This is a genomic window from Rhizobium sp. M10 (genome assembly GCF_002531955.1).
Lineage (GTDB): Bacteria > Pseudomonadota > Alphaproteobacteria > Rhizobiales > Rhizobiaceae > Rhizobium > Rhizobium etli_C.
On record NZ_NWTA01000006.1, the window covers coordinates 39746 to 63168 of the forward strand.

21 protein-coding genes are annotated in these 23423 nt (G+C 62.4%); 13 read left to right on the forward strand and 8 right to left on the reverse strand.

Features of this window, described 5'->3' with window-relative positions; translation table 11 throughout:
* Positions 1-217: 217 nt before the first annotated feature.
* Entirely contained in the window at positions 218-1285 is a 1068-nt protein-coding gene (ugpC, locus tag CO671_RS11645; protein WP_097606047.1) for a sn-glycerol-3-phosphate ABC transporter ATP-binding protein UgpC, read from the forward strand.
* An 83-nt stretch (positions 1286-1368) separates the two neighbouring features.
* Here the strand turns inward: ugpC and CO671_RS11650 are convergent, their stop codons facing one another.
* Both CO671_RS11650 and CO671_RS11655 read right to left on the reverse strand, forming a co-directional pair.
* Positions 1369-2352, reverse strand: a complete 984-nt coding sequence (locus tag CO671_RS11650; protein WP_097606048.1) for a zinc-dependent alcohol dehydrogenase family protein — start codon at positions 2350-2352, stop codon at positions 1369-1371.
* Between the two features lie 79 nt (positions 2353-2431).
* Complete coding sequence (locus tag CO671_RS11655; RefSeq protein WP_097606049.1) at positions 2432-3268, reverse strand: universal stress protein; 837 nt, start codon at positions 3266-3268, stop codon at positions 2432-2434.
* A 197-nt stretch (positions 3269-3465) separates the two neighbouring features.
* Here CO671_RS11655 and adhP point away from each other — a divergent pair, with 197 nt between their 5' ends.
* On the forward strand, positions 3466-4533 hold the full coding sequence (gene adhP / locus CO671_RS11660) for an alcohol dehydrogenase AdhP (RefSeq protein ID WP_170964968.1): 1068 nt from the start codon (positions 3466-3468) through the stop codon (positions 4531-4533).
* A 281-nt stretch (positions 4534-4814) separates the two neighbouring features.
* On the opposite strand, the gene CO671_RS11665 is transcribed toward adhP, so the two are convergent.
* On the reverse strand, positions 4815-5639 hold the full coding sequence (locus tag CO671_RS11665) for a universal stress protein (RefSeq protein ID WP_010031100.1): 825 nt from the start codon (positions 5637-5639) through the stop codon (positions 4815-4817).
* Between the two features lie 230 nt (positions 5640-5869).
* On the opposite strand from CO671_RS11665, the gene CO671_RS11670 reads away from it, so the two are divergent.
* From CO671_RS11670 to CO671_RS11680, 3 genes are all read left to right on the forward strand, one after another.
* Positions 5870-6208 carry a TraR/DksA C4-type zinc finger protein gene (locus CO671_RS11670; protein WP_097606298.1) on the forward strand — a complete coding sequence of 113 codons (339 nt, stop codon included), beginning with the start codon at positions 5870-5872 and terminating at the stop codon, positions 6206-6208.
* 173 nt (positions 6209-6381) lie between these two features.
* Entirely contained in the window at positions 6382-6837 is a 456-nt protein-coding gene (locus CO671_RS11675; protein ID WP_097606050.1) for a pyridoxamine 5'-phosphate oxidase family protein, read from the forward strand.
* 163 nt (positions 6838-7000) lie between these two features.
* The gene (locus tag CO671_RS11680) at positions 7001-7327 is read left to right on the forward strand and encodes a hypothetical protein (protein WP_097606051.1); all 327 of its coding nucleotides are present in this window, start codon (positions 7001-7003) and stop codon (positions 7325-7327) included.
* 33 nt (positions 7328-7360) lie between these two features.
* On the opposite strand, the gene CO671_RS11685 is transcribed toward CO671_RS11680, so the two are convergent.
* Positions 7361-7945, reverse strand: coding sequence for an isochorismatase family cysteine hydrolase (locus tag CO671_RS11685; protein WP_010029332.1), 585 nt, complete (start codon positions 7943-7945; stop codon positions 7361-7363).
* Positions 7946-8084: 139 nt separating this feature from the next.
* On the reverse strand, positions 8085-10457 hold the full coding sequence (locus CO671_RS11690) for an EAL domain-containing protein (RefSeq protein WP_097606052.1): 2373 nt from the start codon (positions 10455-10457) through the stop codon (positions 8085-8087).
* 124 nt (positions 10458-10581) lie between these two features.
* Here CO671_RS11690 and CO671_RS11695 point away from each other — a divergent pair, with 124 nt between their 5' ends.
* Positions 10582-11388 (forward strand): transporter substrate-binding domain-containing protein, encoded by an 807-nt coding sequence (locus CO671_RS11695; protein WP_097606053.1) that lies wholly within the window; start codon positions 10582-10584, stop codon positions 11386-11388.
* Positions 11389-11498: 110 nt separating this feature from the next.
* Here CO671_RS11695 and fdhA read toward each other — a convergent pair whose 3' ends face one another.
* Positions 11499-12689, reverse strand: coding sequence for a formaldehyde dehydrogenase, glutathione-independent (fdhA, locus tag CO671_RS11700; RefSeq protein WP_097606299.1), 1191 nt, complete (start codon positions 12687-12689; stop codon positions 11499-11501).
* A 611-nt stretch (positions 12690-13300) separates the two neighbouring features.
* On the opposite strand from fdhA, the gene CO671_RS11705 reads away from it, so the two are divergent.
* Positions 13301-13735: a hypothetical protein gene (locus tag CO671_RS11705; protein ID WP_097606054.1), complete on the forward strand. Its 435-nt coding sequence runs from the start codon at positions 13301-13303 to the stop codon at positions 13733-13735.
* Between the two features lie 284 nt (positions 13736-14019).
* On the opposite strand, the gene CO671_RS11710 is transcribed toward CO671_RS11705, so the two are convergent.
* Positions 14020-14925, reverse strand: a complete 906-nt coding sequence (locus tag CO671_RS11710; RefSeq protein ID WP_097606300.1) for an EamA family transporter — start codon at positions 14923-14925, stop codon at positions 14020-14022.
* A gap of 110 nt (positions 14926-15035) precedes the next feature.
* Between CO671_RS11710 and CO671_RS11715 the strand changes: the two genes are divergently transcribed.
* Positions 15036-15908: a LysR substrate-binding domain-containing protein gene (locus CO671_RS11715; protein ID WP_097606301.1), complete on the forward strand. Its 873-nt coding sequence runs from the start codon at positions 15036-15038 to the stop codon at positions 15906-15908.
* Here CO671_RS11715 and CO671_RS11720 read toward each other — a convergent pair.
* A complete protein-coding gene (locus CO671_RS11720) occupies positions 15886-16875 on the reverse strand; it encodes a GlxA family transcriptional regulator (RefSeq protein ID WP_097606055.1) in 990 nt (329 codons plus the stop codon). The two genes, CO671_RS11715 and CO671_RS11720, sit on opposite strands and share 23 nt — an antisense overlap.
* Positions 16876-16979: 104 nt before the next feature.
* Here CO671_RS11720 and CO671_RS11725 point away from each other — a divergent pair, with 104 nt between their 5' ends.
* The 5 genes from CO671_RS11725 to CO671_RS11745 are packed head-to-tail and all read left to right on the forward strand — an operon-like array spanning position 16980 to position 23398.
* Positions 16980-17882: a 3-keto-5-aminohexanoate cleavage protein gene (locus CO671_RS11725; protein ID WP_097606056.1), complete on the forward strand. Its 903-nt coding sequence runs from the start codon at positions 16980-16982 to the stop codon at positions 17880-17882.
* 7 nt (positions 17883-17889) lie between these two features.
* Entirely contained in the window at positions 17890-19380 is a 1491-nt protein-coding gene (locus tag CO671_RS11730) for a carnitine 3-dehydrogenase (protein ID WP_097606057.1), read from the forward strand.
* Between the two features lie 9 nt (positions 19381-19389).
* Positions 19390-20550, forward strand: a complete 1161-nt coding sequence (locus tag CO671_RS11735) for an acyl-CoA dehydrogenase family protein (protein ID WP_097606058.1) — start codon at positions 19390-19392, stop codon at positions 20548-20550.
* A 4-nt stretch (positions 20551-20554) separates the two neighbouring features.
* Positions 20555-22609: an acetate--CoA ligase family protein gene (locus tag CO671_RS11740; protein ID WP_097606059.1), complete on the forward strand. Its 2055-nt coding sequence runs from the start codon at positions 20555-20557 to the stop codon at positions 22607-22609.
* A gap of 6 nt (positions 22610-22615) precedes the next feature.
* Positions 22616-23398: a carnitinyl-CoA dehydratase gene (locus CO671_RS11745; RefSeq protein WP_097606060.1), complete on the forward strand. Its 783-nt coding sequence runs from the start codon at positions 22616-22618 to the stop codon at positions 23396-23398.
* Positions 23399-23423 lie beyond the last annotated feature (25 nt).

Below are 23423 nucleotides of genomic sequence, written 5' to 3' on the forward strand. Positions count from 1 at the left end.
TTCTTGCTTGAAACCGCTCCTCTCGGTCTCGCCATCGAGCATTAGACGGCAAGCGACAAAAGTCAATAATAAATGAAACGTTTCATGGAGGAGGTCTCACGGTCTCTCGGGCAGCGGCAGAACGCGGTTGCCTCGAGCCCAATGCCGTGGATATTGTCAAGCGACGCATATCCCTTGGGACCGCCCCTGGGGTGGCCGGAAAGCGATTGGGAGGCATATGGCTGAGGTCAATATTTCGGAGGCGCGCAAGGCCTACGGCGCCTTAAATATCCTGCACGGCGTCGATATCGAAATTCGCGACGGCGAGTTTGTGGTGCTGGTCGGCCCGTCCGGCTGCGGCAAGTCGACCTTGCTGCGCATGGTCGCCGGTCTCGAAAGCATCACCGGCGGCACCATCTCGATCGGCGGAAAGGTCGTCAACAATCTGCCGCCGAAGGACCGCGACATTGCGATGGTCTTCCAGAGCTACGCGCTCTATCCGCACAAGACGGTTGCCGAAAACATGGTCTTTGCGCTGCGCCTGCAGAAGCAGCCGGCCGATGTCATCAAACAACGGCTGCAGGCGGCGGCCGAAACCCTCGACCTCGTGCCCTATCTTGACCGCTATCCGCGCCAGCTTTCCGGCGGCCAGCGGCAACGCGTTGCGATGGGACGCGCCATCGTCAGGTCGCCGCAGGTCTTCCTGTTCGACGAGCCCCTGTCGAACCTCGACGCCAAGCTGCGTGTGCAGATGCGCAAGGAGATCAAGGAGCTCCACCAGCGGCTGAGAACCACGACGATCTATGTCACCCATGACCAGGTCGAGGCGATGACCATGGCCGACAAGATCGTGGTCATGCAGGGCGGCAAGATCGAGCAGACCGGAACGCCCCTGGAACTCTACGATCGTCCGCGCAATACGTTCGTGGCGACCTTCATCGGCTCGCCGTCGATGAATCTGCTGAAAGGCCGCTACAAGGCCGATGGTGCGGTCTTCGTCACCGAGACCGGCGACCAGATTGCGCTCGGCTTCACGCCGGAGGCGTCCGATGGACAGGCCGTGCTTCTCGGCGTGCGGCCCGAACATCTGTCCCTCAGCCCGGGCGGCCTGGAAACGACCGTCAACGTCACCGAACCCACCGGCCATGAGACGATGGTGTTTCTGCGCTACGGCTCCGGCGAGCTTGTCGCGGTGCTGTCCGAACGTCACGATTTCGAGCCGGGGCAGGTCGTGACGATAGCGGCCCGGCCGGGCAAGCTTCATCTGTTCGATGCGGAATCCGGCAAGACGCTGCGGCGGGATTGACGTCCTGGATGTCCGGCCGATCCGCAGGCGCAGGCGGGCGAGGAGCCGCGATGATGCTCTATTCGCGCGAAGACGGTTTGCCTTTACGGCGTCAGCACGGCCGCTCCGCTCAACCGGCCGGTGCGCAGATCGTCGAGCGCCCGGTTGGCGTCGGCAAGCGGATAGACGGTCGTGTGGGTTCTGACGCCTGCCTGACGGGCAACGGGAAAGAATTCCTCCGCGTCGCCACGGGTGAGATTTGCCACCGAAACCACGCTTCGCTCGCCCCAGATCAAGGCATAGGGCATCTCTGGGATATCGCTCATATGAATGCCTCCGCAGACGACCCTGCCTCCCTTTCGCACCGCCTTCAAGGCGGCCGGCACGAGCGCTCCGACCGGAGCGAAGATGATGGCTGCATCGAGCGTGACGGGCGGACGCTCGTCAGAGCCTCCCGCCCAGACCGCGCCGAGGCTGAGGGCGAAACGCCGTGCCGCATCATCGCCTGCCCTCGAAAACGCGTAGACGTCGCGGCCCTGCCAGCGGCAGACCTGGGCGATGATATGAGCGGCCGCGCCGAACCCGTACAGCCCGATCCTCATGCCGTCGCCGGCTTTCTTCAATGAACGCCATCCTATAAGGCCGGCGCAGAGCAGCGGCGCAAGCGCGACGGGATCGGCCTGCTCGTCCAGCGCGAAGGCATAATCGGCATCCGCAACGACATGCGTGGCGAAACCGCCGTCGCGCGTATAGCCGGTAAATTGCGGCTGGTCGCAAAGGTTCTCCTCTCCGTTGCGGCAGAAGGAGCAGCCGCCGCACGTATGGCCGAGCCAGGCCACGCCGACCCTTTGTCCGATCCGCAACGCAGAGACCCCCTGCCCGACCGTTTCGACGATGCCGACGATTTCATGGCCGGGAACGAGCGGAAGCTTCGGGCTGGCAAGGTCGCCGTCGCAGACGTGGAGATCCGTCCTGCAGACGGCGCAGGCCTCCACCCTCAGCATCAATTCTCCCTTTCCCGGCACGGGATCGGGCCGCTCGACCGGATGAAGAGGTGACCCGGTCGCTTCGAGGATCATTGCCTTCATCAGCTCCTCCTCATCTGCGGCGCCACTTCCCCGGAAACGCCGGGGATGGCTGTGACCCAATCCGGAGCATATTGCGCATTCAATGCGCGAGGAAGAGCGGACGGTCGGCGTTCTCGAGCATAGAGCGGGTGACCCCGCCGAAGATGCGCTCGCGCATGCGCGAGTGGCGGTAAGCGCCCATGACGATCATCTCGGCGCCGATGTCGCGGGCATGACGGCATAGCACCTCGCCCACCGGCCGACCGCCGCTCGCCAGCACCTGGACGGTTGCCCTGATACCATGTCGTGCGAGATAGGCGGCGATATCGGCGCCCGGTTCCTCGCCGTTGGCATTGGTCGAGGCCTGCGGATCGACAATGGCGATATCGACCGTGTCGGCCTGGACCAGCAGTTCCATCGCCGCACGGATCGCGCGCCCTGCCTCGTCCCGCGAATCCCAGGCGATCATGACGCTGCGCGGTTCGAGCGTTGACGCATGGCCCGCCGGCGTTAGGAAGACCGGCGCCGGCGATTGGAAAAGCGCACCTTCCAGGGCGGATCGGCCGAGGGCCTCGTCGCTGCGGGCACGGCTGCCGATCAGCACCAGATCCGCATAACGCGCCCGTTCGCCGATCTGCGTATCGGCCCAGCCAAGTTCGGCATAGAGTGTCTCGACGCCGAAGGAAATGCCCTGCGGCTCGAGCAGAGCCCCTATCTTCGCCGCCTGCTCTTCGAGCCTTGCGACATCGCTCCGGCGCTCCTCCAGCCAGGAATTCAGGACGATTTCTCCGTAGCCGGCGATCGGCGGCGGAGAGATAAGCGAAACCACCAGCACGGAAAGATGGGCCTCCGCCTGCCGGCAAAGTTCGACAGCCGAACGGATGTCGTCGGCACCCTGATTGACGCCGATAATATTCAATATGGTTTTGAATGGCATGATCCTATCCTCTTCTCGCTATCGGATGCGGGATACGGGCAGAATGATCCCCGAAGGCGGAGCACGCTTTGATCGACGTCAAGCTCGGGCACGACCCGGCCCGATCTTCCGCCTTTTTCTTTGCGATGGGTCAATGTGCGAGGCGCACGCGCCCTGCATCATCCGTGCCGGACAAACATGGTGAAGGGATAAAGATCATGCCGAGCAAGATGATGAAGGCGGCGGTGGTGCGCGAATTCGGCAAGCCGCTCGCAATCGAATGCGTGCCAGTGCCTGTCCCAGGCCCGGGTGAAATTCTGGTGAAGGTCGTCGCCTGTGGCGTATGCCATACCGATCTGCATGCCGCAGAGGGCGATTGGCCGGTCAAGCCGATGCCTCCATTCATCCCCGGGCACGAAGCAGCCGGCATTGTCGCCGCTCTCGGTCCCGGCGTCACCGAATTCAAGGAAGGCGATGCTGTCGGCGTCGCCTGGCTGCATGATGCCTGCCTGCGCTGCGAATATTGCGAAACCGGCTGGGAAACGCTTTGCGAGCACCAGCACAATACCGGCTACAGCTGCAACGGCGGCTTTGCCGAATATGTCATCGCCTCGGCCGCCTTTGCCGCCCGCCTGCCCGCTCGTGTCGATTTCGCCGAGATCGCGCCGATCCTCTGCGCCGGCGTGACGACTTACAAGGGACTGAAGGAAACCGAGGCTCGGCCCGGTGAGTGGGTGGCGATTTCAGGCGTCGGCGGCCTCGGCCATGTCGCGATCCAATATGCCAAGGCCATGGGTCTTAAGGTCATCGCCCTTGATATCGCCGCCGCCAAGCTCGAACTCGCCCGCCACGTCGGTGCCGATCTCGCGCTGAACGCGCTTTCCGAGGATACGGTGGAGACGGTGCTGAAGGCGACGAGCGGCGGCGCGCATGGCGTCCTTGTCACCGCCGTCTCGCCACCGGCCTTCTCCCAGGCTCTCGGCATGGTGCGTCGCAAGGGCACCGTCAGCCTCGTCGGTTTGCCGCCGGGCAATTTTCCGACACCGATCTTCGATGTCGTGCTGAAGCGCATCACAGTCCGCGGCTCGATCGTCGGAACGCGCCGCGACCTCGACGAAGCGCTTGCCTTCGCCACGGACGGCCGGATCCGGGCCGAGATCGCCAAGGCGCCGCTCGACGACGTCAACGATATTTTCGCCGGCCTTAAGGCGGGAACGATCGAGGGCCGGATGGTGCTCGATATCGCAGGACAGGCATCCGCAGCGGCGGAGCAGTCCGCCGCATAGCCTGCCCGCAGTCCGCGGCTCTTCCTAGAGGGAGAGCCGCGGGGACGTTCGCATGCCGGCAAGACTGCGGCGGATGTTCGCCATTTATGTCGGCGCCGCAGCTCATCTTTGACGTCATGCACGCCACGCCACGCCATTGTCAGCGGATGCGCCTCGACCGTTCCGCCAGCGCCTTGGCTTCGCCGGCCTCTGTGATCGGTTCCGCGGCCTTACCGGCATCGACAATGCGATCCGGGAGCCGGCAGTTCCGAAGCCGGTTCTCGAACAGCGCACCCGGAGCCTCAATGCGACAGCAGGACAGGCAGTGTGATGTTGGTCAGCACGGCCCGCGTGGCGCCGCCGAGCACGAATTCACGCAGGCGCGAATGGCCGAAGCCGCCCATGACGAGAAGGTCCGCCCGCATTTCGAAGGCCTTGCTCTGCAATACTTCTCCGACCGGCTCGCCGCGGGCGCGCAGCCGTGATGCCTCGGCCTTCACGCCGCTCTTGAGCATATTCTCGATGAGATAATCGCCCGTCTCTGATGTCACGGGCTTCTCGTCGATGACGGAGAGCAGGAAGACCTTGGATGCCCGCTCCAGGAAGGCCGAGGCGTCGTGGGTCGCCCGCGCTGCGGCGCGGCTGCCGTCCCAGGCGATGGCGATGTGATCCATCCGGCCGCCGAAAGGCGCCGGGGGATAAAGGATGAGCGGCCGACCGGATCCGAACAGCACCGCCTCGACGATCGGACGGGACAGTGCCGCCAGTTCCAGAAGCACGAGATCGTAGGCGCGCGAGGCTTCTGCCAGCGCTTCGACGACGAAGGGCTCCTCAACCTTGATTTCGCGCGTACGCAGGTCGACGGAAGCTGCCTTTGCCTCGTCCACTGCCTTCTGCGTCAGCACCGAAGCGCGCTTGCGGCTCAGCGCTCCGGCCTCCCGCGCCATCTGTGCCGCATCGATGATCAGCGAAGACAGCGCATTGGAGACGTGGGGAATGGTAATCTCGACCGCACAGACGGTCAGCGTCGCCTGCATGTGACGCGCAAGGGCGACGGCGTTGGCGACCATTAATTCCGATGTCGCATCCGGATAGGTGAGGAGTGGAAGAAAGATATGGCGTTTCATGGTGTACTCCACAGCAGAGAGTGGGTGTCTGATAGCCATACTCTGGCGCTCTGTCGGAATTGCGCATTGACATGCCTCAAATCGAACGTCTCGCAAGCACGCATTGACGCGGATCAATGCAGCATTCCCCGACGGCCGTAGCGTGACCACCACTGTTCGATAACCGACCGTCGGTCGGTTGAATGGACTGGCAGAGGCCGGCATGGGCCGCCGTTCCCGGGATGCGATCGATGAAACACGAAGATCTGGAAGACAAACTGAAAACCGCGAAAGCGGACCTGCAACGCCGGATGTCGGCGATCGACGCCGATCTCGGCACCGCGCTGGACCCGGATAGCGAAGATCGCGTTACCCAGCTCGAGAATGATCAGGTGCTGATGGAAATGCGAAGGGAGGCGGGTGCGCAAATCCAGCTGATTGACGCAGCCCTTGAGCGTCTGAAACACGGGACGTTCGGACGCTGTGTTACCTGTCTCGCCCCCATCGAGACCGCCCGACTGGATGCTATTCCCTACACGCCCTACTGCGCGACCTGTGCTCGCCTGGCGGATGAGAGGCGTTCCTCGTAAGGCTGGAGAAGGAGCGCCGCCGTCTCATGCTGAGCATGGCCCCTCCTGTCACGTCTTCGATGGCTTAAGCCCTCAGCCGGGCATGATCGATCCAAGGCGAAATTGCTCTTTATCAATGCGCGAAATGAGCGTCGGCCTACAGTGACTCCTCGATCAGTCGAGAGGAGCGTCTCATGTCATTGGGTTTACGGGAATTCACGCTGGCTGAATGCTATGCCATATTGGAAGAAGGACGATTTGGGCATCTGGCCTGCTGCAAAGACGGCCAACCATATGTCGTGCCGATCTATTTCTCTTACGAAAAAGGCGTCGCATACTGTTTTTCGATGCCCGGCCGCAAACTGGAATGGATGCGGGAAAACGACAAGGTCTGCTTGCAGGTGGATCAGCGCGTGGGCAGAGGCTGGACGAGCGTCATCGCCGAAGGAAAGTTTGAGGAGTTTCCCGATACGGAAATCTGGCGCAGCGAACGCGTCCACGCCTGGGAAATGTTGCAGAAGCACTCGGACTGGTGGGAAGTCGGTTCGCTCAAGCCGAAAGAGCTTCCGGTGCTCGCCGAATCTCCGCACATCTTCTTTGGAATCCTTGTCCGGAAATTGTCAGGCCGCGCCGCTTTTGCCATCGACTAGAGCTTTTCCCGGTTCGTGGGCCGAACAGCCCCACCCTTGCTTGACCTTCGTCAATGCGAGACCGATTTACAGCTTGTAAGCTGCTTCTTCACATAAGAGTGGCCGTGGACTTGCGATATGGAATTTCAGCGAGCGGAGGCCTATCATCGGTTTGGAGGCTTAGATGCTTTCGACAGAGCGAGATTTAAAGCGGGGCGGTGAGCGTTTTCCCATTCCTTCGCAAGGCGAAGTCGAAGGCAGGCTTTTGATGTTCGAAGTGGTTGCCGTCACCTGCCTGCAGGAGCTTCTCGCAAAAACGGATCCGCATCTGGTGTTCAGGCTTCGCCGAAAGCTCATTCGCAATCTGAAGGAGAAGTGCGCGCCATTGAAGCTCTGTGCAGACGACGAAAAGGCAGCAAAAGAGTTCGCGCTCCAGCTGTTCAGCGCCGCTCTGGAAGCGGCAGAGGCCGAGGTGCGAACCGGTAGCCAAAATCCGCAGAAGACCCGCTAGGAACAACTGCTCCATCTCATCCTCGCCCTACGATCAGCCGAGGCCGCTCAAGAACTCTTCCGTCTCCATGAGTTCCAGCTGGACGGAAAATCGATCGTGCAGCAGTTCCAGCGACGCGTCATAAGTGTCGTCGGCGCTGCTGCAGACGGCGTCCTTCAGCACGATGACGCGATAGGCAAGATCGATGGCGCCAAGGGTGGTGGCGAGCACGCAGACATCCGTTTCCCCGCCGGTGATCACAAGGGTATCGACCCGCTCCGACTGAAGAATCTTATGGAGGCGGCCGTCGATCCAGGGCGAATAGGTGCGTTTGTCGAAATATCGCGCCGGCGGAACAAGCGAGGCCAGCGAGGAAGCCAGATCGACGAGCTCGGGCGGGAGGTGCTCGCCCGTCATCATCCACCATTTCTGGTAATAGTCGCGCCATTTTCCCGGCATCGCATCCGGATGCTGGGGCGGCACGAAGCGGGTAAAAATCGTCCGGGACGGATGCCGGCCGGCAAGCTCCTCGATCTGTGGAGAGATCCGAACCATCCAGGGCACGTGCCATGGGGTGTCTTCGGCAAACATGCGCTGCATGTCGACGCAAAGGTGCCGCCACTCGCCGATCCCACCCATCAGATCCTCCCTTCATCTTCGGGCGTCAACCGCTGCCCGGAACGAAAGTTCCCGGGTGGTGGAAGATCAAAGGCTCTCAAGCATGTCGCGTGTAAAACAAGATCTAAGGGAAGCGAATCTGAAAGATCGCGACGCGCTTTTAGGCAATGGCGCCCGAAGTGATCGTCCGTGATCCGGCGCCGCTCTCCGATTTGGCGAAGCCGTCGAGTTCGCGGAGAGGAACCGGTTTGGAGAAGAAATAGCCTTGGAGATCGGTGCAGCCGAGGGCGGTCAGAAAGTCGCGTTGATATTCGGTTTCAACCCCTTCTGCCGTCGTCGAGATGCCGAGATTGCGGCTGAGGGTGACGATCGCGCCGATGATGGCCGCTCCATTGGCTTTTGCGCCGAGCTGCGAGACGAAGGAACGATCGATCTTGATGCGGTCGATGTCGAAACGCACCAGATGGCTGAGGCATGAGAAGCCGGTCCCGAAATCATCGAGGGAAATCTGAATGCCCCGGCTGCGCAGTGATTTCAGTACCGTATAGACATCCGAATTATCCTCGATGAGCGAGGACTCGGTGAGCTCGAGCTCGAGGCGGGATGGCGGCAGGCCGGTCTCTTCGAGCACGGCGAAGACTTCCTCGGCGAAATTTGGTCTTCTCAGCTGGGCCGGCGACACGTTGACCGCCACGAAGGTGTCTTCAGGCCATGTGCAGGCGGCCCGGCAGGCTTCACGCAAGACCCAGAAACCGAGGGCGTCGATGAGGCCGCCCTCTTCGGCTGCGGGGATGAAGCTCGCAGGGGTGAGCAGTCCGCGCTGACTGTGACGCCAGCGCACGAGAGCCTCCGCGCCGGAAGCCGAATATCCGCCCTCGGCGCGATGCACCGTCTGGTAATAGACCTCAAGCGATCCGAAATCCGGCTTGCTGCCGCCCGGGCCGGGTTGGGGATTGCCAGCGGAGGGGGCCGTGCCTTTGGCCAGAACTTCGCGCAATTCGTTCTTGAGAATGTCGCGCGCATTTCTGCCGCCGTCCATGGACGGGGAATAGACGCGCCACTGGCCTCTCCCGCCCATCTTTGCCTCGTAAAGCGCGACGTCGGCATAACGCATGACGTCATCGGCATTTCGCCCGGCATCCGGGACGATGGTGACGCCGATCGAGCCGCCGACCCGGGCGACCGCTTCGCCCCTCAGAAGCGGGAAGGGCCTGCCAAGTTCGGCAACGATCGCGTCGCATATGGACAGCAGGATTTGATCGTCATCCTTGATGTCCCGGAGAAGCAGGGCAAATTCGTCACCCCCGAGCCGGGCGAGCGTATCATCAGGACGAAGGACGGAACGGATCCGTTCCGCGGCCATCCTGATGAGTTCATCACCGGCGGCATGGCCGAACGTGTCGTTCACCGCTTTGAAGCGGTCGAGGTCGAGAAGTGCGACGGCCGAGCGCTCGGTCGAATGCCGCGTATCGGTCAGGCACTCCTCGAACCGTATGGCGAACAGGGCGCGGTTGGGAAGGTCGGTCAGCACGTCATGCAAGGCAAGCTGCCTTGCATGCAACTCGCTTCTCTTCAATTCGCCGAGACTGCTCCGCAGCCGCACGAGCAGCACCGAAAACAGCACGGCGATCACCAGGGCGGCTATCGAAAGCGCCGGCATCAATCGGCCGATCACCCGTGAACCTGGAAGATCGGGCCGCCATACGATGAAGCCGATCGGTTCACCATTTGCCGTCGCGTCGATTTGGAACGCGACCTCATTTTCGTCGGCATCGGCCGTGCGGGCAAAGCGCGCGCCGTTGAGGCCCTGCTGCCGGCTCAACTCGTCGAGGGCCGCACCATCGAGAAACCGCACGACGATCAGGAATTGCCGCATCGGCTGCGGCTGTCCATCGGGAGCTTCGTTGATGGCGACGATGCCGACGATCGTCGGCCGGCCTTCCAGCCGCATCAGATTGGCCAGCGCATGGTTGGGGCGAACCGCGCTCGCCCGACGGCTTTCCAGCGAGGATGGCGTTCGGTCGCTGAAAGTCGGACTGTGGCGTGCCGTAAGACGGCTATCCCTGAGGAGCGGCAAAAACAGAGGCTTCATCCAGCGATAGCGTTTTTCCGTCTTCGCGTCGGTCAGCATGCTCAGCTGAGCCTTCTCGTCGACGACAAAGGCCTGATCGTATCCGAAGGCGGACATTGCGGTTTCGCTGATAGCGCTGCCGGCCGCCGCGGTCAGAATCGTATCGAGGCTGGAGGAAACACCTGCCGATCGGGACGCGGGATAAACGCGGGCGAGATAGCCGTTGCCGAACTGACCGATGACATGGGCGACCTGATCGACCTGTTCGCGCAGGCGCGCATTCACCAGCTGACGCTGGCGATCAAGGGCCGCAGCGTCGCTTTCGGCTCCTGCCCAGAGCGCCGATAGCACGACGAGTCCAATCGCTCCGAGCCCGCTGATGGCGATCAGAAAGAGAATTCTTCCCGAGGCGATCCAGGACTTCTGGAACGTGTTGGAGCTGGATGGAACTACGATGTGCAAGCCTGGACCCCTGGACACCACGATACGGGCGCATTCGTCGACGCTAACAAATAAGCGTTCACGTAGAATTAAAGGCTGCGGCGCACTATAGGGCGAGATCGATCACGCCCAGGGGGTTCCGGCGATGTTGCGAATATCCATTCAGACTTTATTGCGCGGCGCGCTGATGGTGGGCGGGGTGGGTGTCGTTTTGGCGGCGGTCTCGCCGCTGCCGGTGGCCGCGCAAGAGCGAATGCCGATGAGAGTTGCCGTCGAAGGTGCGTTTCCGCCCTTCAACTATCTCGATGCGAATAACAAACTTCAGGGTTTCGACATCGATATTGCCAATGCCCTTTGCGAGACCGGTAAGTTCGAATGCCAATTCATCATCGAGAAGTGGGACGACATGATCCCCGATCTCGTTGCCGAAAAATACGACGCGATCATTTCATCGATGTCGATGAGCCTGGAGCGACGCCAGAAGGTCGCTTTCACCGAGAAATACTACAACAGCCCGTCAGTGTTCATCGCGCGGAAAGATTCGCCGATCACTGACGTCAGTCCCGCCGCCCTCAATGACAAAAAACTCGGAGTGACCTCGTCGACGGCGCAGGAATCTTATGCCAACCATTTCTATCCCGACATGAAAAAGACGGTGTTCCGGTCGTCGCCGGAATTGTACAAAGGCCTGTCGGATGGGCGCGTCGACATTATCCTGGAGGATAAGCTCGCCATTTACGACTGGATCGCCAATACGAAGGCGGGAACCTGCTGCGCGTTCAAAGGGCCGGATCTGGTCGACGTCACTTTTTTTGGCGAAGGTGCCGGGATTGCGGTGCGTCTGGACGACAAGGAGCGCCTTGCACGCCTGAACGAGGCGTTGAAGACGATCAAGGAAGACGGGACTTATGACATGATCAATGCCAAGTATTTCCCGTTCAGCATCCAGTAGCCGGCAACAGAATTTTCGTGTGACTGCTGCGAGATGGCCGGGTCTTCCCGGCCATCTCCGTTTTGAGCTAAAGCGCGCGGCTGCGCACTTTAGCGCGAGATGCTTTGTCGTCAGGCGGCTTTCGCGACCTCTCCATGCGGGTCGAGAACAAATTTCGTCGCCGCGCCGTGGTCGAAGCTCTCATATCCCTGGACGGCTTCGTCGAGCGGGATGACCTTGGCGTTGACGATGTCGGCGATCGGCAAGCGGTCGTGGAGGATCGCCTGCATGAGCTGGCGATTATATTGGAGCACCGGCGTCTGGCCGGTATGGAAGGATTGCGCCTTGGCCCAGCCGAGACCGAAGCGAAGCGAAAGATTGCCGTGTTTGGCGGCGTTGTCGACGGCGCCGGGATCCTCGGTGACGTAGAGGCCGGGAATGCCGATCGAGCCTGCGGCGCGGGTGATCTCCATCATCTGGTTGAGCACGATCGCCGGCTGTTCGCCGCCCGAATGGCCGCGTGCCTCGAAGCCGACCGCGTCGATGGCGCTGTCCACCTCGTTGCTGCCGACGACCTCAGCGATCATGTCGCCGAGACGATCGCTCTTGGAGAGGTCGATCGGTTCGAAACCGACCTTGGCCGCATGCGCCAGGCGGTCCTTGTTGAAATCACCGATCATGACGACGGCGGCGCCGAGGATGCGAGCCGAAGCCGCAGCCGCAAGACCGACGGGGCCGGCGCCGGCGATGTAGACGGTCGAGCCGACGCCGACGCCGGCGCGCACTGCGCCATGAAAGCCGGTCGGCAGAATATCGGAGAGCATGGTGAGATCGCGGATCTTCGCCATTGCCTTGTCGCGATCCGGGATTTTCAGCAGGTTGAAATCGGCATAGGGGATCGTGACATAGCGTGCCTGGCCGCCGATCCAGCCGCCCATGTCGACATAGCCGTAAGCGCCACCGGCGCGCGCCGGGTTCACGGTCAGGCAGACGCCGGTGTCCTGGGATTTGCAGCAGCGGCAGCGGCCGCAAGCGACATTGAACGGTACCGAGACGATATCGCCGATGTCGAGCATCTCGACGTCGATCCCTTTCTCGATGATCTCGCCGGTGATTTCGTGACCGAGGACCAAGCCCGGCATCGCCGTCGTGCGGCCGCGGACCATGTGCTGGTCGGAGCCGCAGATGTTGGTCGAGATCACTTTCAGAATGACGCCGTGTTCGATGCGGCGGCCGTCGGGCGCTTCCAGCTTCGGGTCGTCGATGTCGCGAACTTCGACCTTGCCCGGCCTCAGATAGACGACGCCTCTATTCTTGCTCATGGATTCCTCCCATTTGTTGAGTGCCTCGATCTGCAGCCGATGCAGCCGATGGCAATGCTTTCCTCCGGCCTGCCTCCTCTGCAGTCCGGTATTCACACGCCGCATCGGGCGATGTTCGAATTTCGCATATAGGCGGGGACAGACTGGATCGAGGAGAGAGTGAGTACGATAGGGCTGGCCTGTCGTGCCGCTCTCGTCATCGCCCGCCGCAATCCGTAGATCTGCTGCGAAAAGAGATGATTTAGGGCTACAGAACCTCCTTTCGATCCATCTGGATATCTTTCCGGATAACTATCCGGTCATCCCTGAGGATTTCAGTCCTTTACCACCGTGGCGGCGCGCCGGCGGCCTGCCATGCTTCATGTCGCTCGCTTGCGCGGCAGCGCCGTGAACGTGACAAGAAAACCATGCCTGACGAAAAACAGAGCCCGAAAAAACGACACGGGTGCCCCTCAAGACGACAATCGGCAAAGTCGTCATCTCCTGCGGTAATCAAATCTGTTCGGCCAGCGGCAGATGCCGTTTCCAATCGTGATTGGACATCGGCTGCGTCCTGAGCCACGCTGTTTTTGGGAGCGGACCGTCTATTTTTCCGAAGATAGGAGGCCGGAATGGAACAGTATGCACTGGAGCAGCTGAAAACAGTTGCGAAGATCAGCACGAGCATAAAGCCCCTTGAACTGACACGGCGCGAACGCATTGAACGCTGGGCCGAATGTCTCGAACGCAGCCCCAGACCGTTTTTGAAGACGCTTCACGAGACAGAGTATCAGCCGATCGCAGATCGGCTTGCCCTGCGGGGTGACGACACCCCGATCTCCGTTGCGTTCGCTGATCCCATTCTGCGGGCGGCCGGAATGGAAAATGACAGCTATGGAGAAGCCAAACGGTTCTTCGAACTCAGCGACGAACAGTTGCACGAGCTTGTCTGCTTCTGTCATTTTGGTGAAAGCGTCAGCGCGGCAGCAGTCGCTCGCCGCGTGCGAAGGATCGCAGATCCCAGACCAAACGGGTTTTTCGCTCAGCTTCGTGCGTTCTTTGGCTAAAAGGCCATGACGCTGTAAGGCTGGCATTCGCCGCGACGAAGCGGCCTGCCACGGCAGTTGGCAGGTCACCCGCCTCGGCAAACGTGAACAGGACCAGCGCAAAACGGTTGTTCCGGTGCACCGGAGGATGGGCTTCGCGCTTTTCCCGGCAAACCGCTACGCGCTTTTGCTGGAATTGCCCCAAAGCGCGTCGCATCAAATTTGATTCACGCGACGCCCTTTAGCTCTTTGTTTTTATGCATGTCGTTGTCCCGGAACCGCGGCACACTTCCGGGCGACCTGCATTAGCCGTCGTAAGACCGCCGGCCTCGGTTGAAGTCGACCGCGGTATGCCAGAACACAGCGCCGAGGATGATCGCGCCGCCGAAATAAGTGGCGACGGGCGGCTGTTCTGAAAACAGCAGCCAGACCCAGAAGGGCGTCAGCACGATTTCCATCGTGCCGATCAACGCGGCTTCCGCCGGCGGCATCCGCTTTGCCCCGGCGAGGAAAAGCACCAGCGCCAGCGAGAAATTGGTGGCGCCAAAGGCGGCAAGGACAACCCAGTTGTGCAGGTCGAGCGAGCCGACCGAACCGAACGGCGCGAAAATGACGAGGGTCAGGAAGGCGCTGACGACGGTCGGTGGCAGGCTCGGCGCGCCGGGATCGATGCGCGGAATGATGATGACGAGCGCGAAGGACGCGGTCATGCCGAGCGCCAAGAGGTCGCCCCAGCCGGTGCCGCCGCCGATCGACGAGGCGACGATGACGCCGACGCCGAAGAGGGACACGGCGCCGGCAATCATCGTCCGCCTGGCGACCCTCTCTCCGAGGATGAGCCAGCCGAACAGAGCCGCGATGAAGGGCGTCGTCGCATAGATCATCGTCACATTGGCGACGGTGGTCATGTAGAGCGCCCCGATGAAGCATCCCTGACTGAAGGTCTGGCATGCGATCATCGCAAGACCGGACGGATGGAAGACGGAACGCCATTGCCGCCGCGAGATGCCCCCTTCGAGGAAAAGGCAGGGGATCAGCAGGAACAGGCCGCCGAACAGCGACCGCCAGGCGATCGCCGTCCATACATCGGTCGTAAGGAGCCGCGAGTAAACGCCGCTCGCACTCCAGGCGAGCGTCGCGGCAACGATGAGAAGCACCCCCTTCTCGTGCTCGCTGCCTGCGAGGCGTGCAGTCGGATTTTCAATGGTCACGCAGAGATTCTCAAAGAAGGAAGTCGAACGCAGCTCATTTCTGCGCCACGAATTGACATCAGACAAATGAATAGTAGTGATAGCTATCATCGATTTTTTCTATGGCTGCCATGCAAGAACCGATCGAAAGCGACCTTCTCAGAACCTTCCTTGTTGTCGCCGAGACGTCGAACTTTTCGGCGGCCGCCCAGCGCATCGGGCGGACGCAATCTGCCGTCAGCACCCAGATCAAGAGGCTCGAGGCGGCAATCGGCGAAAACCTTTTTGAGCGCGGCGCCCGCGGCGTGCTGCTGACGCGCCAGGGCATCCAACTCGTGCCCTATGCCCGCAGGGTCATCGATCTCCTGAACGAGGCGGCCGCGACGATCCGCAGCAAGCCGCTCGACGGGCCGGTGCGCGTCGGAATCCCCGAGGAATACAGCCAGACGGTGCTGCCGGCAGCGCTTGCGGCTTTCGCGGTTCGCCATCCGGCAGTCGAAGTCACCATCTCCTGCGATTACACGGTCCGCAACCTCGCCGCCCTGGAACGGGACGAACTCGATCTCGCCGTCGTCTTCGACTGGAGCGATCAGAACAAGGGGGAGGTTCTCTGCGTCGATCCGACCGTCTGGGTCACGTCGATGGTGCATCGGCTGCACGAGATCGATCCCCTGCCGGTTGCGACCTATCGCAATTCCACCTGGTCACGCGACTTTGCGCTGCGCTCGCTGGAGCAGATCGGCCGCAGCTACCGGATCGCTTTCATCGCCGATACCGGTTCGGGGCTGAAGAATGCCGTGATCGCCGGCCTTGCCGTCACGACGCTTTCCCGCAGCAGCATTCCGCCCGGCTGCCGCGAATTGACCGCCGAGGATGGCTTTCCGCCGGTCGATTCCTCAAAGGTCGTGCTGCGCCGCAATAGTTTCCGCTCCAGCGAGGCCGTGCGGGAATTGGCCGAAATGCTGCGGGACGCATTCCAGCCTATGTCGGTGCCGATGATATGACGCGGCGGTGCAAGCGGCGCCGCGTCTCCGACGGGCTTTCAGAAAAACTCGCCCGGTAGCTTCTCGCAAAGGCCGAGGCCGAATTGAAGCCTGTCGCCGCCGCGATGTCGGCAAAGGAGGCCGTCGTCTCGATCACCTTGCGGCGGGCCGTGTTCAGACGCAGCGCCAGATAATGCACATGCGGCGGCGCGCCGATGCTCTGCTGGAAGAGGTCCTGCAGATGGCGGGCGCTGACGCCGACCCTGCGGGCGAGCCGGGCCAAAACCAGCGGCTGCTCGATATGCTCTTCCATCAGATGCACCGCCTGCGTCACGCGAGGGTCATGCAGGCGCAGTCCCGCCGACGCGGCGGAAAGCATTTCGTCGGCGTGGAAGGAAGGCTGCTCGTAACGGAACAGCCGGCTGACTTCGAGCGCCAGCGAATAACCCTGCCGCTGCCGGATCACCTCCAGCATCAGGTCAACGGTCGGCAGCGAACCTGATGTTGTCAGCCGCTTGCCGTCGATGACGAAACGATCCTTGACGGCCCTCACCTCGGGATAGGCCAGGGCGAAATCCTCGTAGTCTTCCCAGTGGACGGTCGCCGGTAGTCCGTCGAGCAGGCTTGCTTCGGCGAGCAGCCACGTGCCGGACTCGATGCCGGCAATGATGGTGCGGTAGCGGGCTGCCTGCGAGAGCTGCATCTTCAGCGCCGGCGTGGCGCCGCGACGCCAGTTGTAACTGGCCAGCACGAACAGCGGCGTCTCCTCTGTCGTCGCCCGGAAAGTGCCCTCAGCCGGGATGGCGATATGGCTGGTGGTCGGGACCGGCGCTCCGTCCGGCGTCAAGAGCCGCCAGCGATAGAGTTCGCTGCCGGCGATGCGGTTGGCGCCGCGCAGCGGCTCGATGACCGACGCGATCAGAATCAGGTTCGTCTCCGGCAGGACGAGAAGATCGATATCGAGCCGTTCCGTCGATCGCTGCAGCAAAGCCCATCTCCCGTTTCCGATAATGTATCGAATGGCACCGAAAATGCAAAGCATCGTCGGCAAACCTGTCGCGTAATGCCTGACAAGACGGGGAGAACAAAATCATGCCTCTAGCGATGAACCGCGATGTCTTCATCACCTGCGCTGTCACCGGCGCCGGCGATACGGTTTCCAAATCCAGCCATGTTCCCATTACTCCCAAGCAGATCGCGGATTCCGCGATCGACGCCGCCAAGGCTGGGGCGGCCGTTGTTCACTGCCATGTCCGCGATCCGGAAACGGGGGCCGCCAGCCGCCGCAACGATCTCTACAGGGAAGTCACCGAGCGCATCCGCTCGGCGGATATCGACGTCGTCCTCAATCTCACGGCCGGCATGGGCGGGGACCTGATCTTCGGGGATGTCGAAAGCCCCCTGCCCCTCAATCCGAAAGGCACTGATATGGCGGGTGCCAGCGAGCGCGTCAGCCATGTCGCCGAATGCCTGCCGGAGATCTGCACGCTCGACTGCGGCACGATGAACTTCAACCTCGGCGACTATGTCATGACCAACACGCCGGCCATGCTGCGGGCGATGGCGAAAAAGATGACGGATCTCGGCGTGCGGCCGGAGATCGAAGCCTTCGACACCGGTCATCTCTGGTTCGCCAAGCAGCTTGCCGAGGAAGGCCTGATCGAAGATCCGGTGCTGATCCAACTCTGCATGGGCATTCCCTGGGGCGCGCCCGACGATCTCAACACCTTCATGGCGATGGTCAACAATGTGCCTGAGAGCTGGACCTTCTCGGCTTTTTCGATCGGCCGCAACGCCATGGCCTATCCGGCCGCGGCGGTTCTCGCCGGCGGCAATGTGCGCGTCGGCCTGGAGGACAATCTCTTCGTCGGCAAAGGACAGCTCGCCACCAATGCGCAGCTCGTCGAAAAGGCCGTGCAGGTGGTGGAAGGCATGGGGGCGCGGATCATCGGACCGGAAGATGTGCGCAACAAGCTGAAGCTGACGAAGCGCTGAGGATATCATGACCAAGATCAGCAAGGCGGCCTGTATCGGCGGCGGCGTCATCGGCGGCGGATGGATCGCCCGTTTCCTGCTGGCCGGCATCGACGTCGACGTGTTCGACCCGCATCCGGAAGCAGGCCGCATCGTCGGCGAGGTGATCGCCAATGCCGAAAAAGCCTATGCCATGTTGACCGGCGCGCCGCTGCCGCCGCGCGGCAGGCTCCGTTTCTGCGAGACGCTGGCGGAAGCCGTCACGGACGCCGACTGGATCCAGGAAAGCGTGCCGGAAAGGCTCGATCTCAAGCGCCGTGTCCTGACCGAGATCGATGCCGCGGCGCATCAGGATGCGCTGATCGGTTCCTCCACCTCGGGCCTGCTGCCGACCGATCTGCAGCGCGACATGAAGCATCCCGAACGCCTCTTCGTCGCTCACCCCTATAATCCGGTCTACCTGCTGCCGCTCGTCGAAATCGTCGGTGGCGAGAAGACGTCGGCGGCAACCATCCGGGCGGCGATGGAAAGACTGCCGCCGATCGGCATGAAGGGCGTCCATATCGCCAAGGAGATCGAGGCCTTCGTCGGCGACCGGCTGCTCGAAGCGCTCTGGCGCGAGGCGCTCTGGCTCATTCACGACGATATCTGCACCGTCGAGACGCTCGACGACGTCATTCGCTATTCCTTCGGCCTGAGATGGGCGCAGATGGGCCTGTTCCAGACCTACCGCATCGCCGGCGGCGAGGCCGGCATGCGCCATTTCCTCGCCCAGTTCGGTCCCTGCCTCGCCTGGCCATGGACCAAGCTCACCGATGTCGTCGATCTCGACGATGCGCTGATCGAAAAGATCGGCCGGCAATCCGACGAACAGGCGGCGGGCCTTTCGATCCGCCAGCTTGAGCGCATACGCGACGAAAATCTCGTCGGCATCCTGCAGGCGCTGAAGGGCGGCGATGGCGGCAAGGGCTGGGGCGCCGGCAAGCTGCTGAAGGATTTTGAGCAATCGCTCTGGGTGCGCGGTGGCGGCGAGACCATGCCGGCCGATCCTTCGAAGCCGCTGTGGCTTGTCGAAACCAAGGTGAGCCCGGCCTGGGTCGACTATAACGGCCATATGACCGAGCACCGCTATCTTCAGGTGTTCGGCGATACGTCCGATGCGCTGCTGCGCCTTGTTGGCGTCGACCTTGCCTATGTCGAGGCGGGGCACAGCTATTACACGGTGGAAAGCCATATCCGCCATCTCGGCGAGGCGAAGCTCGGGCAGGCGATCCATTCGGCCTGCCAGGTCCTGACCGCCGACGAGAAACGGCTGCATGTCTTCCACACCCTGCACGACACGGCGACGGGCGAGCTCATCGCAACCGCCGAGCAGATGCTGCTGCATGTCGACAGCAAGGCGGGCAAGGCGGTGGCGGCGCCGGCCGCGGTGCTCGACAGGGTAAAGGCGCTTGCCGCGTCCCATGCGGAACTGGCGCTGCCCGAGGGCGCTGGCCGTCACGTCGGCCAGAAACGGTAGGAGGACGGTATGGATTTCGGTCTCAGCCAGGAACAGGAAATGATCGTCGAGACGGTCCGCGCCTTCGTCGAGACCGAGATCTATCCGCATGAGAACGAGGTCGAGCGGACCGGCATCGTCCCGCCGGAGCTTGGGCGCGAGATCCAGCGCAAGTGCATCGATCTCGGCTTCTACGCCTGCAATTTCCCCGAGGAGGTCGGCGGCGCCGGCCTCGACCATGTCACCTTCACGCTGGTCGAGCGGGAACTCGGGCGCGGCTCGCTGGGCCTGACGGTCTTTTTCGGCCGGCCTTCCGGCATCCTGATGGCCTGCGAGGGCGAGCAGCGCGAGCGCTATTTGCTGCCGGCGGTGCGCGGCGACAAGATCGACGCGCTCGCCATCACCGAGCCGGACGCCGGTTCCGATATGCGCGGCATGAAATGCGCCGCCCGCCGCGACGGCGGCGACTTCGTCCTCAACGGCACGAAACACTTCATCTCGCATGCCGATGTCGCCGATTTCGTCATCGTCTTTGCCGCAACGGGCGAGGAGGAAACGCCGAAGGGCATCAAGAAGAAGATCACTGCCTTTCTCGTCGATCGCGGCACGCCGGGATTCGAGATCCTGAAAGGCTACGATTCCGTTTCGCATCGCGGCTACCATAACTCGACCCTCAGCTTTACCGATTGCCGGATCCCCCAGGCCCAGGTGCTGGGCGAGGTGCATCGCGGCTTCGATATCGCCAATCAATGGCTCTACGGCACGCGGCTGACGGTTGCCGCCACCTGCGTCGGCCGGGCGCGGCGGGTTTTCGAGATGGCCCTGCCCTATGCCGCCGAGCGCAGGCAGTTCGGCAGGCCGATCGGCGCCAATCAGGGCGTGTCGTTCAAGCTTGCCGATATGATCACCGAGATCGACGCGGCCGAGTGGCTGACGCTTTCAGCCGCTTGGCGGCTCGACGCCGGCCTAGCCGCCGACCGGCAGATCGCTTCTGCCAAGCTCTACGCCTCGGAAATGCTGGCCCGCGTGACGGACGAGGCGATCCAGATCTACGGCGGCATGGGCCTGATGGACGACCTGCCGCTCGCCCGCTTCTGGCGCGATGCGCGCGTCGAGCGCATCTGGGATGGCACCTCGGAAATTCAGCGGCATATCATCAGCCGCGACCTGCTCCGGCCTTTGGGAGCCTGAGCCGATGACGTCTAGCCCGCTCGACCGCCTGCTCAGACCGCAAACGATCGCCGTCTTCGGCGGCCGCGAGGCGCGCCGGGTAATCGAGCAGTGCGACCGCATGGGCTTTGCCGGCAAGATCTGGCCCGTTCATCCCAAATTGGACGAGGTGCTCGGGCGGCGCTGCTATCGCTCCGTCGCCGATCTGCCTTCGGCGCCGGACGCTGCCTTTGTCGGCGTCAACAGGATGCTGACCGTCGAGATCGTGCGCGGCCTTTCAGAGGCCGGCGCCGGCGGTGCGGTCTGTTATGCGTCCGGCTTCAGCGAGGCCATGGCGGAGCTTGCCGATGGCGCCGAACTGCAGCAGGCCCTGCTTTCGGCAGCCGGCGGCATGCCGATCCTCGGGCCGAACTGCTACGGGCTGATCAACGGGCTCGACGGTGCGTTGCTCTGGCCCGACCAGCACGGCATGCGCCGAATCGAAAAAGGCGTCGCGATCCTCACCCAGTCCTCCAATATCGCCATCAACCTGACCATGCAGACCCGCGGCCTGCCGATCGCCTATATGGTCACGGCAGGCAACCAGGCGCAGACATCGCTTGCCGATGTCGCCTGCGCGCTGATCGACGATCCGCGTGTGACGGTGATCGGCCTTCACGTCGAAGGTTTCGGCGATCTCGCTTCCCTCGAACGGCTTGCTGCCATCGCCCGGCAGTCGAGGAAGCCTGTGGTCGTGCTGAAGGTCGGCCGGTCGGAGCAGGCAAAACGGGCGGCGGTGTCGCATACCGCCTCACTTGCCGGCAGCGATGCGGTCGCGGATGCCGTGCTCGCCCGCCTCGGCATCGGCCGTGTCCAGACCCTGCCGGCGCTGCTGGAAACCCTGAAGCTTCTGCATGTCGCCGGCCCGCTCGCGAGCCATTCGATCTCGTCGATGAGTTGCTCGGGCGGCGAGGCTTCGCTGATGGCGGACGCCGCCGTCGGCCGCAATGTCGAATTCCCTGCGCTGCAGCCGCAACAACTGCCACGTCTGCGGCGGGTGCTTGGCGAGATGGTGACGCTTTCCAACCCGCTCGACTACCACACCTTTGTCTGGGGTGATGTCGCTCGCCAGACCGAAGCCTTCAGCGCCATGTTCGAAGGCGGTTATGCTCTCAATCTCGTCGTCCTCGACTTTCCGCGCGGCGACCGCTGCGATGCGTCCGAATGGGTCATGACGGCGGATGCGGTTATCGCCGCGTCCTCTGCCACCGGTGCGCTGGCCGGCCTTCTCGCGACCCTTCCGGAGAACATGCCGGAACCGATCGCCAAGCGGCTGATGGCCAATGGCATCGCCGCTTTCTCAGGCATCGACGAAGCCATCATCGCGGCGGAAGTCGCAGCCGGCATCGGTCAAGCCTGGCAAGCCCCGCCTCCCCCGCCATTGCTCGATGTGCCGTCCTCAGACGGTGAGATCGAGACGCTGACGGAAGCAGATGCGAAGGCGGAGCTTGCAGCCTGCGGTCTCCCTGTTCCCCGGGGACTGCAGGCTTTTTCTCCACGTGAAGCCGCCGAACAGGCCGAGCGGCTCGGGTTCCCTGTCGTATTGAAGGGCCTCGGCATTGCGCATAAGACCGAGGCCGGAGCTGTGGCGCTCAACCTATGGGATATTGAAGCCGTGTCGAAAGCGGCGGCGGAAATGCCGCCGAATGCCGGTTATCTCGTCGAAAAAATGATCGATCCGCCGGTCGCCGAGCTCATTGTCGGCGCCGTCCGCGACCCGGTCTTCGGATTGTCGTTGACCTTGGGAGCGGGCGGAATCTTCGTTGAATTGCTTGAGGACTCGGTCATTTTGCCGCTTCCGGCAACGAAAACCGAGATTCGCACGGCGATTTCGCGCCTCAAACTCGCGAAATTGCTCAATGGCTATCGCGGACGGCCAAGAGGCGACGTCGAAGCGGCGGTCGCCGTTATCTCAGCAGCGGCAGATTATGTCGTAAAGAACGCGTCATGCCTGGAGGAACTGGACATTAATCCTCTGATGGTTCTTCCCGAAGGGCGCGGCGTTGCCGCGGTCGATGTCCTGATACGGCGAAGGAGGTAGCATAGGTTGAGCGACCATATTCGCACGCGACATGACGACGGCGTGCTCGAAGTCGTCATCGACCGGCCGAAGGCGAACGCCATCGACCTTGCGACCAGCCGTGCCTTGGGCTTGATCTTCCGGGATTTTCGCGACGATCCTGAATTGCGCGTCGCCATCGTCTCGGGTGCGGGTGAAAAATTCTTCTGTGCCGGATGGGACCTGAAGGCTGCTGCATCAGGTGATGCGGTCGACGGCGATTACGGCGTCGGCGGCTTCGGCGGGCTGCAGGAACTGCGCGACCTCAACAAGCCGGTCATTGCAGCGGTCAACGGTATCTGTTGCGGCGGCGGTCTGGAGATCGCCCTTTCGGCCGACCTGATCATCGCCGCCGAACACGCGAGTTTCGCCCTGCCGGAAATCCGCTCGGGCACGGTTGCCGATGCCGCCTCGATCAAGCTGCCGAAGCGCATTCCCTATCACATCGCCATGGACATGCTTTTGACGGGACGCTGGCTCGACGTTCACGAGGCGCATCGCTGGGGCTTCGTCAACGAGGTCCTGCCGGCCGATAGGCTGATGGAGAGAGCCTGGGAGCTCGCCCGCCTGCTCGCAAGCGGGCCGCCGCTCGTCTATGCGGCCATCAAGGAAATCGTGCGCGAAGCCGAGGGTTCGACGTTCCAGACTGCCATGAACAAGATCACCAAGCGGCAGTTTGCGACCGTCGACAGGCTCTATTCGAGCGAAGATCAATTGGAAGGCGCCCGCGCCTTCGCCGAAAAGCGAAACCCGATTTGGAAAGGACAGTGAAGAGGCGGCAGCAACCGCAGCATTT

What these genes read in the sequence shown, in the direction of transcription:
- ugpC (WP_097606047.1), top strand. Translation starts at nt 218, where the DNA reads ATGGCTGAGGTCAATATTTCGGAGGCGCGCAAGGCCTACGGCGCCTTA.
- CO671_RS11650 (WP_097606048.1), bottom strand. Translation starts at nt 2,352, where the DNA reads ATGAAGGCAATGATCCTCGAAGCGACCGGGTCACCTCTTCATCCGGTC.
- CO671_RS11655 (WP_097606049.1), bottom strand. Translation starts at nt 3,268, where the DNA reads ATGCCATTCAAAACCATATTGAATATTATCGGCGTCAATCAGGGTGCC.
- adhP (WP_170964968.1), top strand. Translation starts at nt 3,466, where the DNA reads ATGCCGAGCAAGATGATGAAGGCGGCGGTGGTGCGCGAATTCGGCAAG.
- CO671_RS11665 (WP_010031100.1), bottom strand. Translation starts at nt 5,639, where the DNA reads ATGAAACGCCATATCTTTCTTCCACTCCTCACCTATCCGGATGCGACA.
- CO671_RS11670 (WP_097606298.1), top strand. Translation starts at nt 5,870, where the DNA reads ATGAAACACGAAGATCTGGAAGACAAACTGAAAACCGCGAAAGCGGAC.
- CO671_RS11675 (WP_097606050.1), top strand. Translation starts at nt 6,382, where the DNA reads ATGTCATTGGGTTTACGGGAATTCACGCTGGCTGAATGCTATGCCATA.
- CO671_RS11680 (WP_097606051.1), top strand. Translation starts at nt 7,001, where the DNA reads ATGCTTTCGACAGAGCGAGATTTAAAGCGGGGCGGTGAGCGTTTTCCC.
- CO671_RS11685 (WP_010029332.1), bottom strand. Translation starts at nt 7,945, where the DNA reads ATGGGTGGGATCGGCGAGTGGCGGCACCTTTGCGTCGACATGCAGCGC.
- CO671_RS11695 (WP_097606053.1), top strand. Translation starts at nt 10,582, where the DNA reads ATGTTGCGAATATCCATTCAGACTTTATTGCGCGGCGCGCTGATGGTG.
- fdhA (WP_097606299.1), bottom strand. Translation starts at nt 12,689, where the DNA reads ATGAGCAAGAATAGAGGCGTCGTCTATCTGAGGCCGGGCAAGGTCGAA.
- CO671_RS11705 (WP_097606054.1), top strand. Translation starts at nt 13,301, where the DNA reads ATGGAACAGTATGCACTGGAGCAGCTGAAAACAGTTGCGAAGATCAGC.
- CO671_RS11715 (WP_097606301.1), top strand. Translation starts at nt 15,036, where the DNA reads ATGCAAGAACCGATCGAAAGCGACCTTCTCAGAACCTTCCTTGTTGTC.
- CO671_RS11725 (WP_097606056.1), top strand. Translation starts at nt 16,980, where the DNA reads ATGCCTCTAGCGATGAACCGCGATGTCTTCATCACCTGCGCTGTCACC.
- CO671_RS11730 (WP_097606057.1), top strand. Translation starts at nt 17,890, where the DNA reads ATGACCAAGATCAGCAAGGCGGCCTGTATCGGCGGCGGCGTCATCGGC.
- CO671_RS11735 (WP_097606058.1), top strand. Translation starts at nt 19,390, where the DNA reads ATGGATTTCGGTCTCAGCCAGGAACAGGAAATGATCGTCGAGACGGTC.
- CO671_RS11740 (WP_097606059.1), top strand. Translation starts at nt 20,555, where the DNA reads ATGACGTCTAGCCCGCTCGACCGCCTGCTCAGACCGCAAACGATCGCC.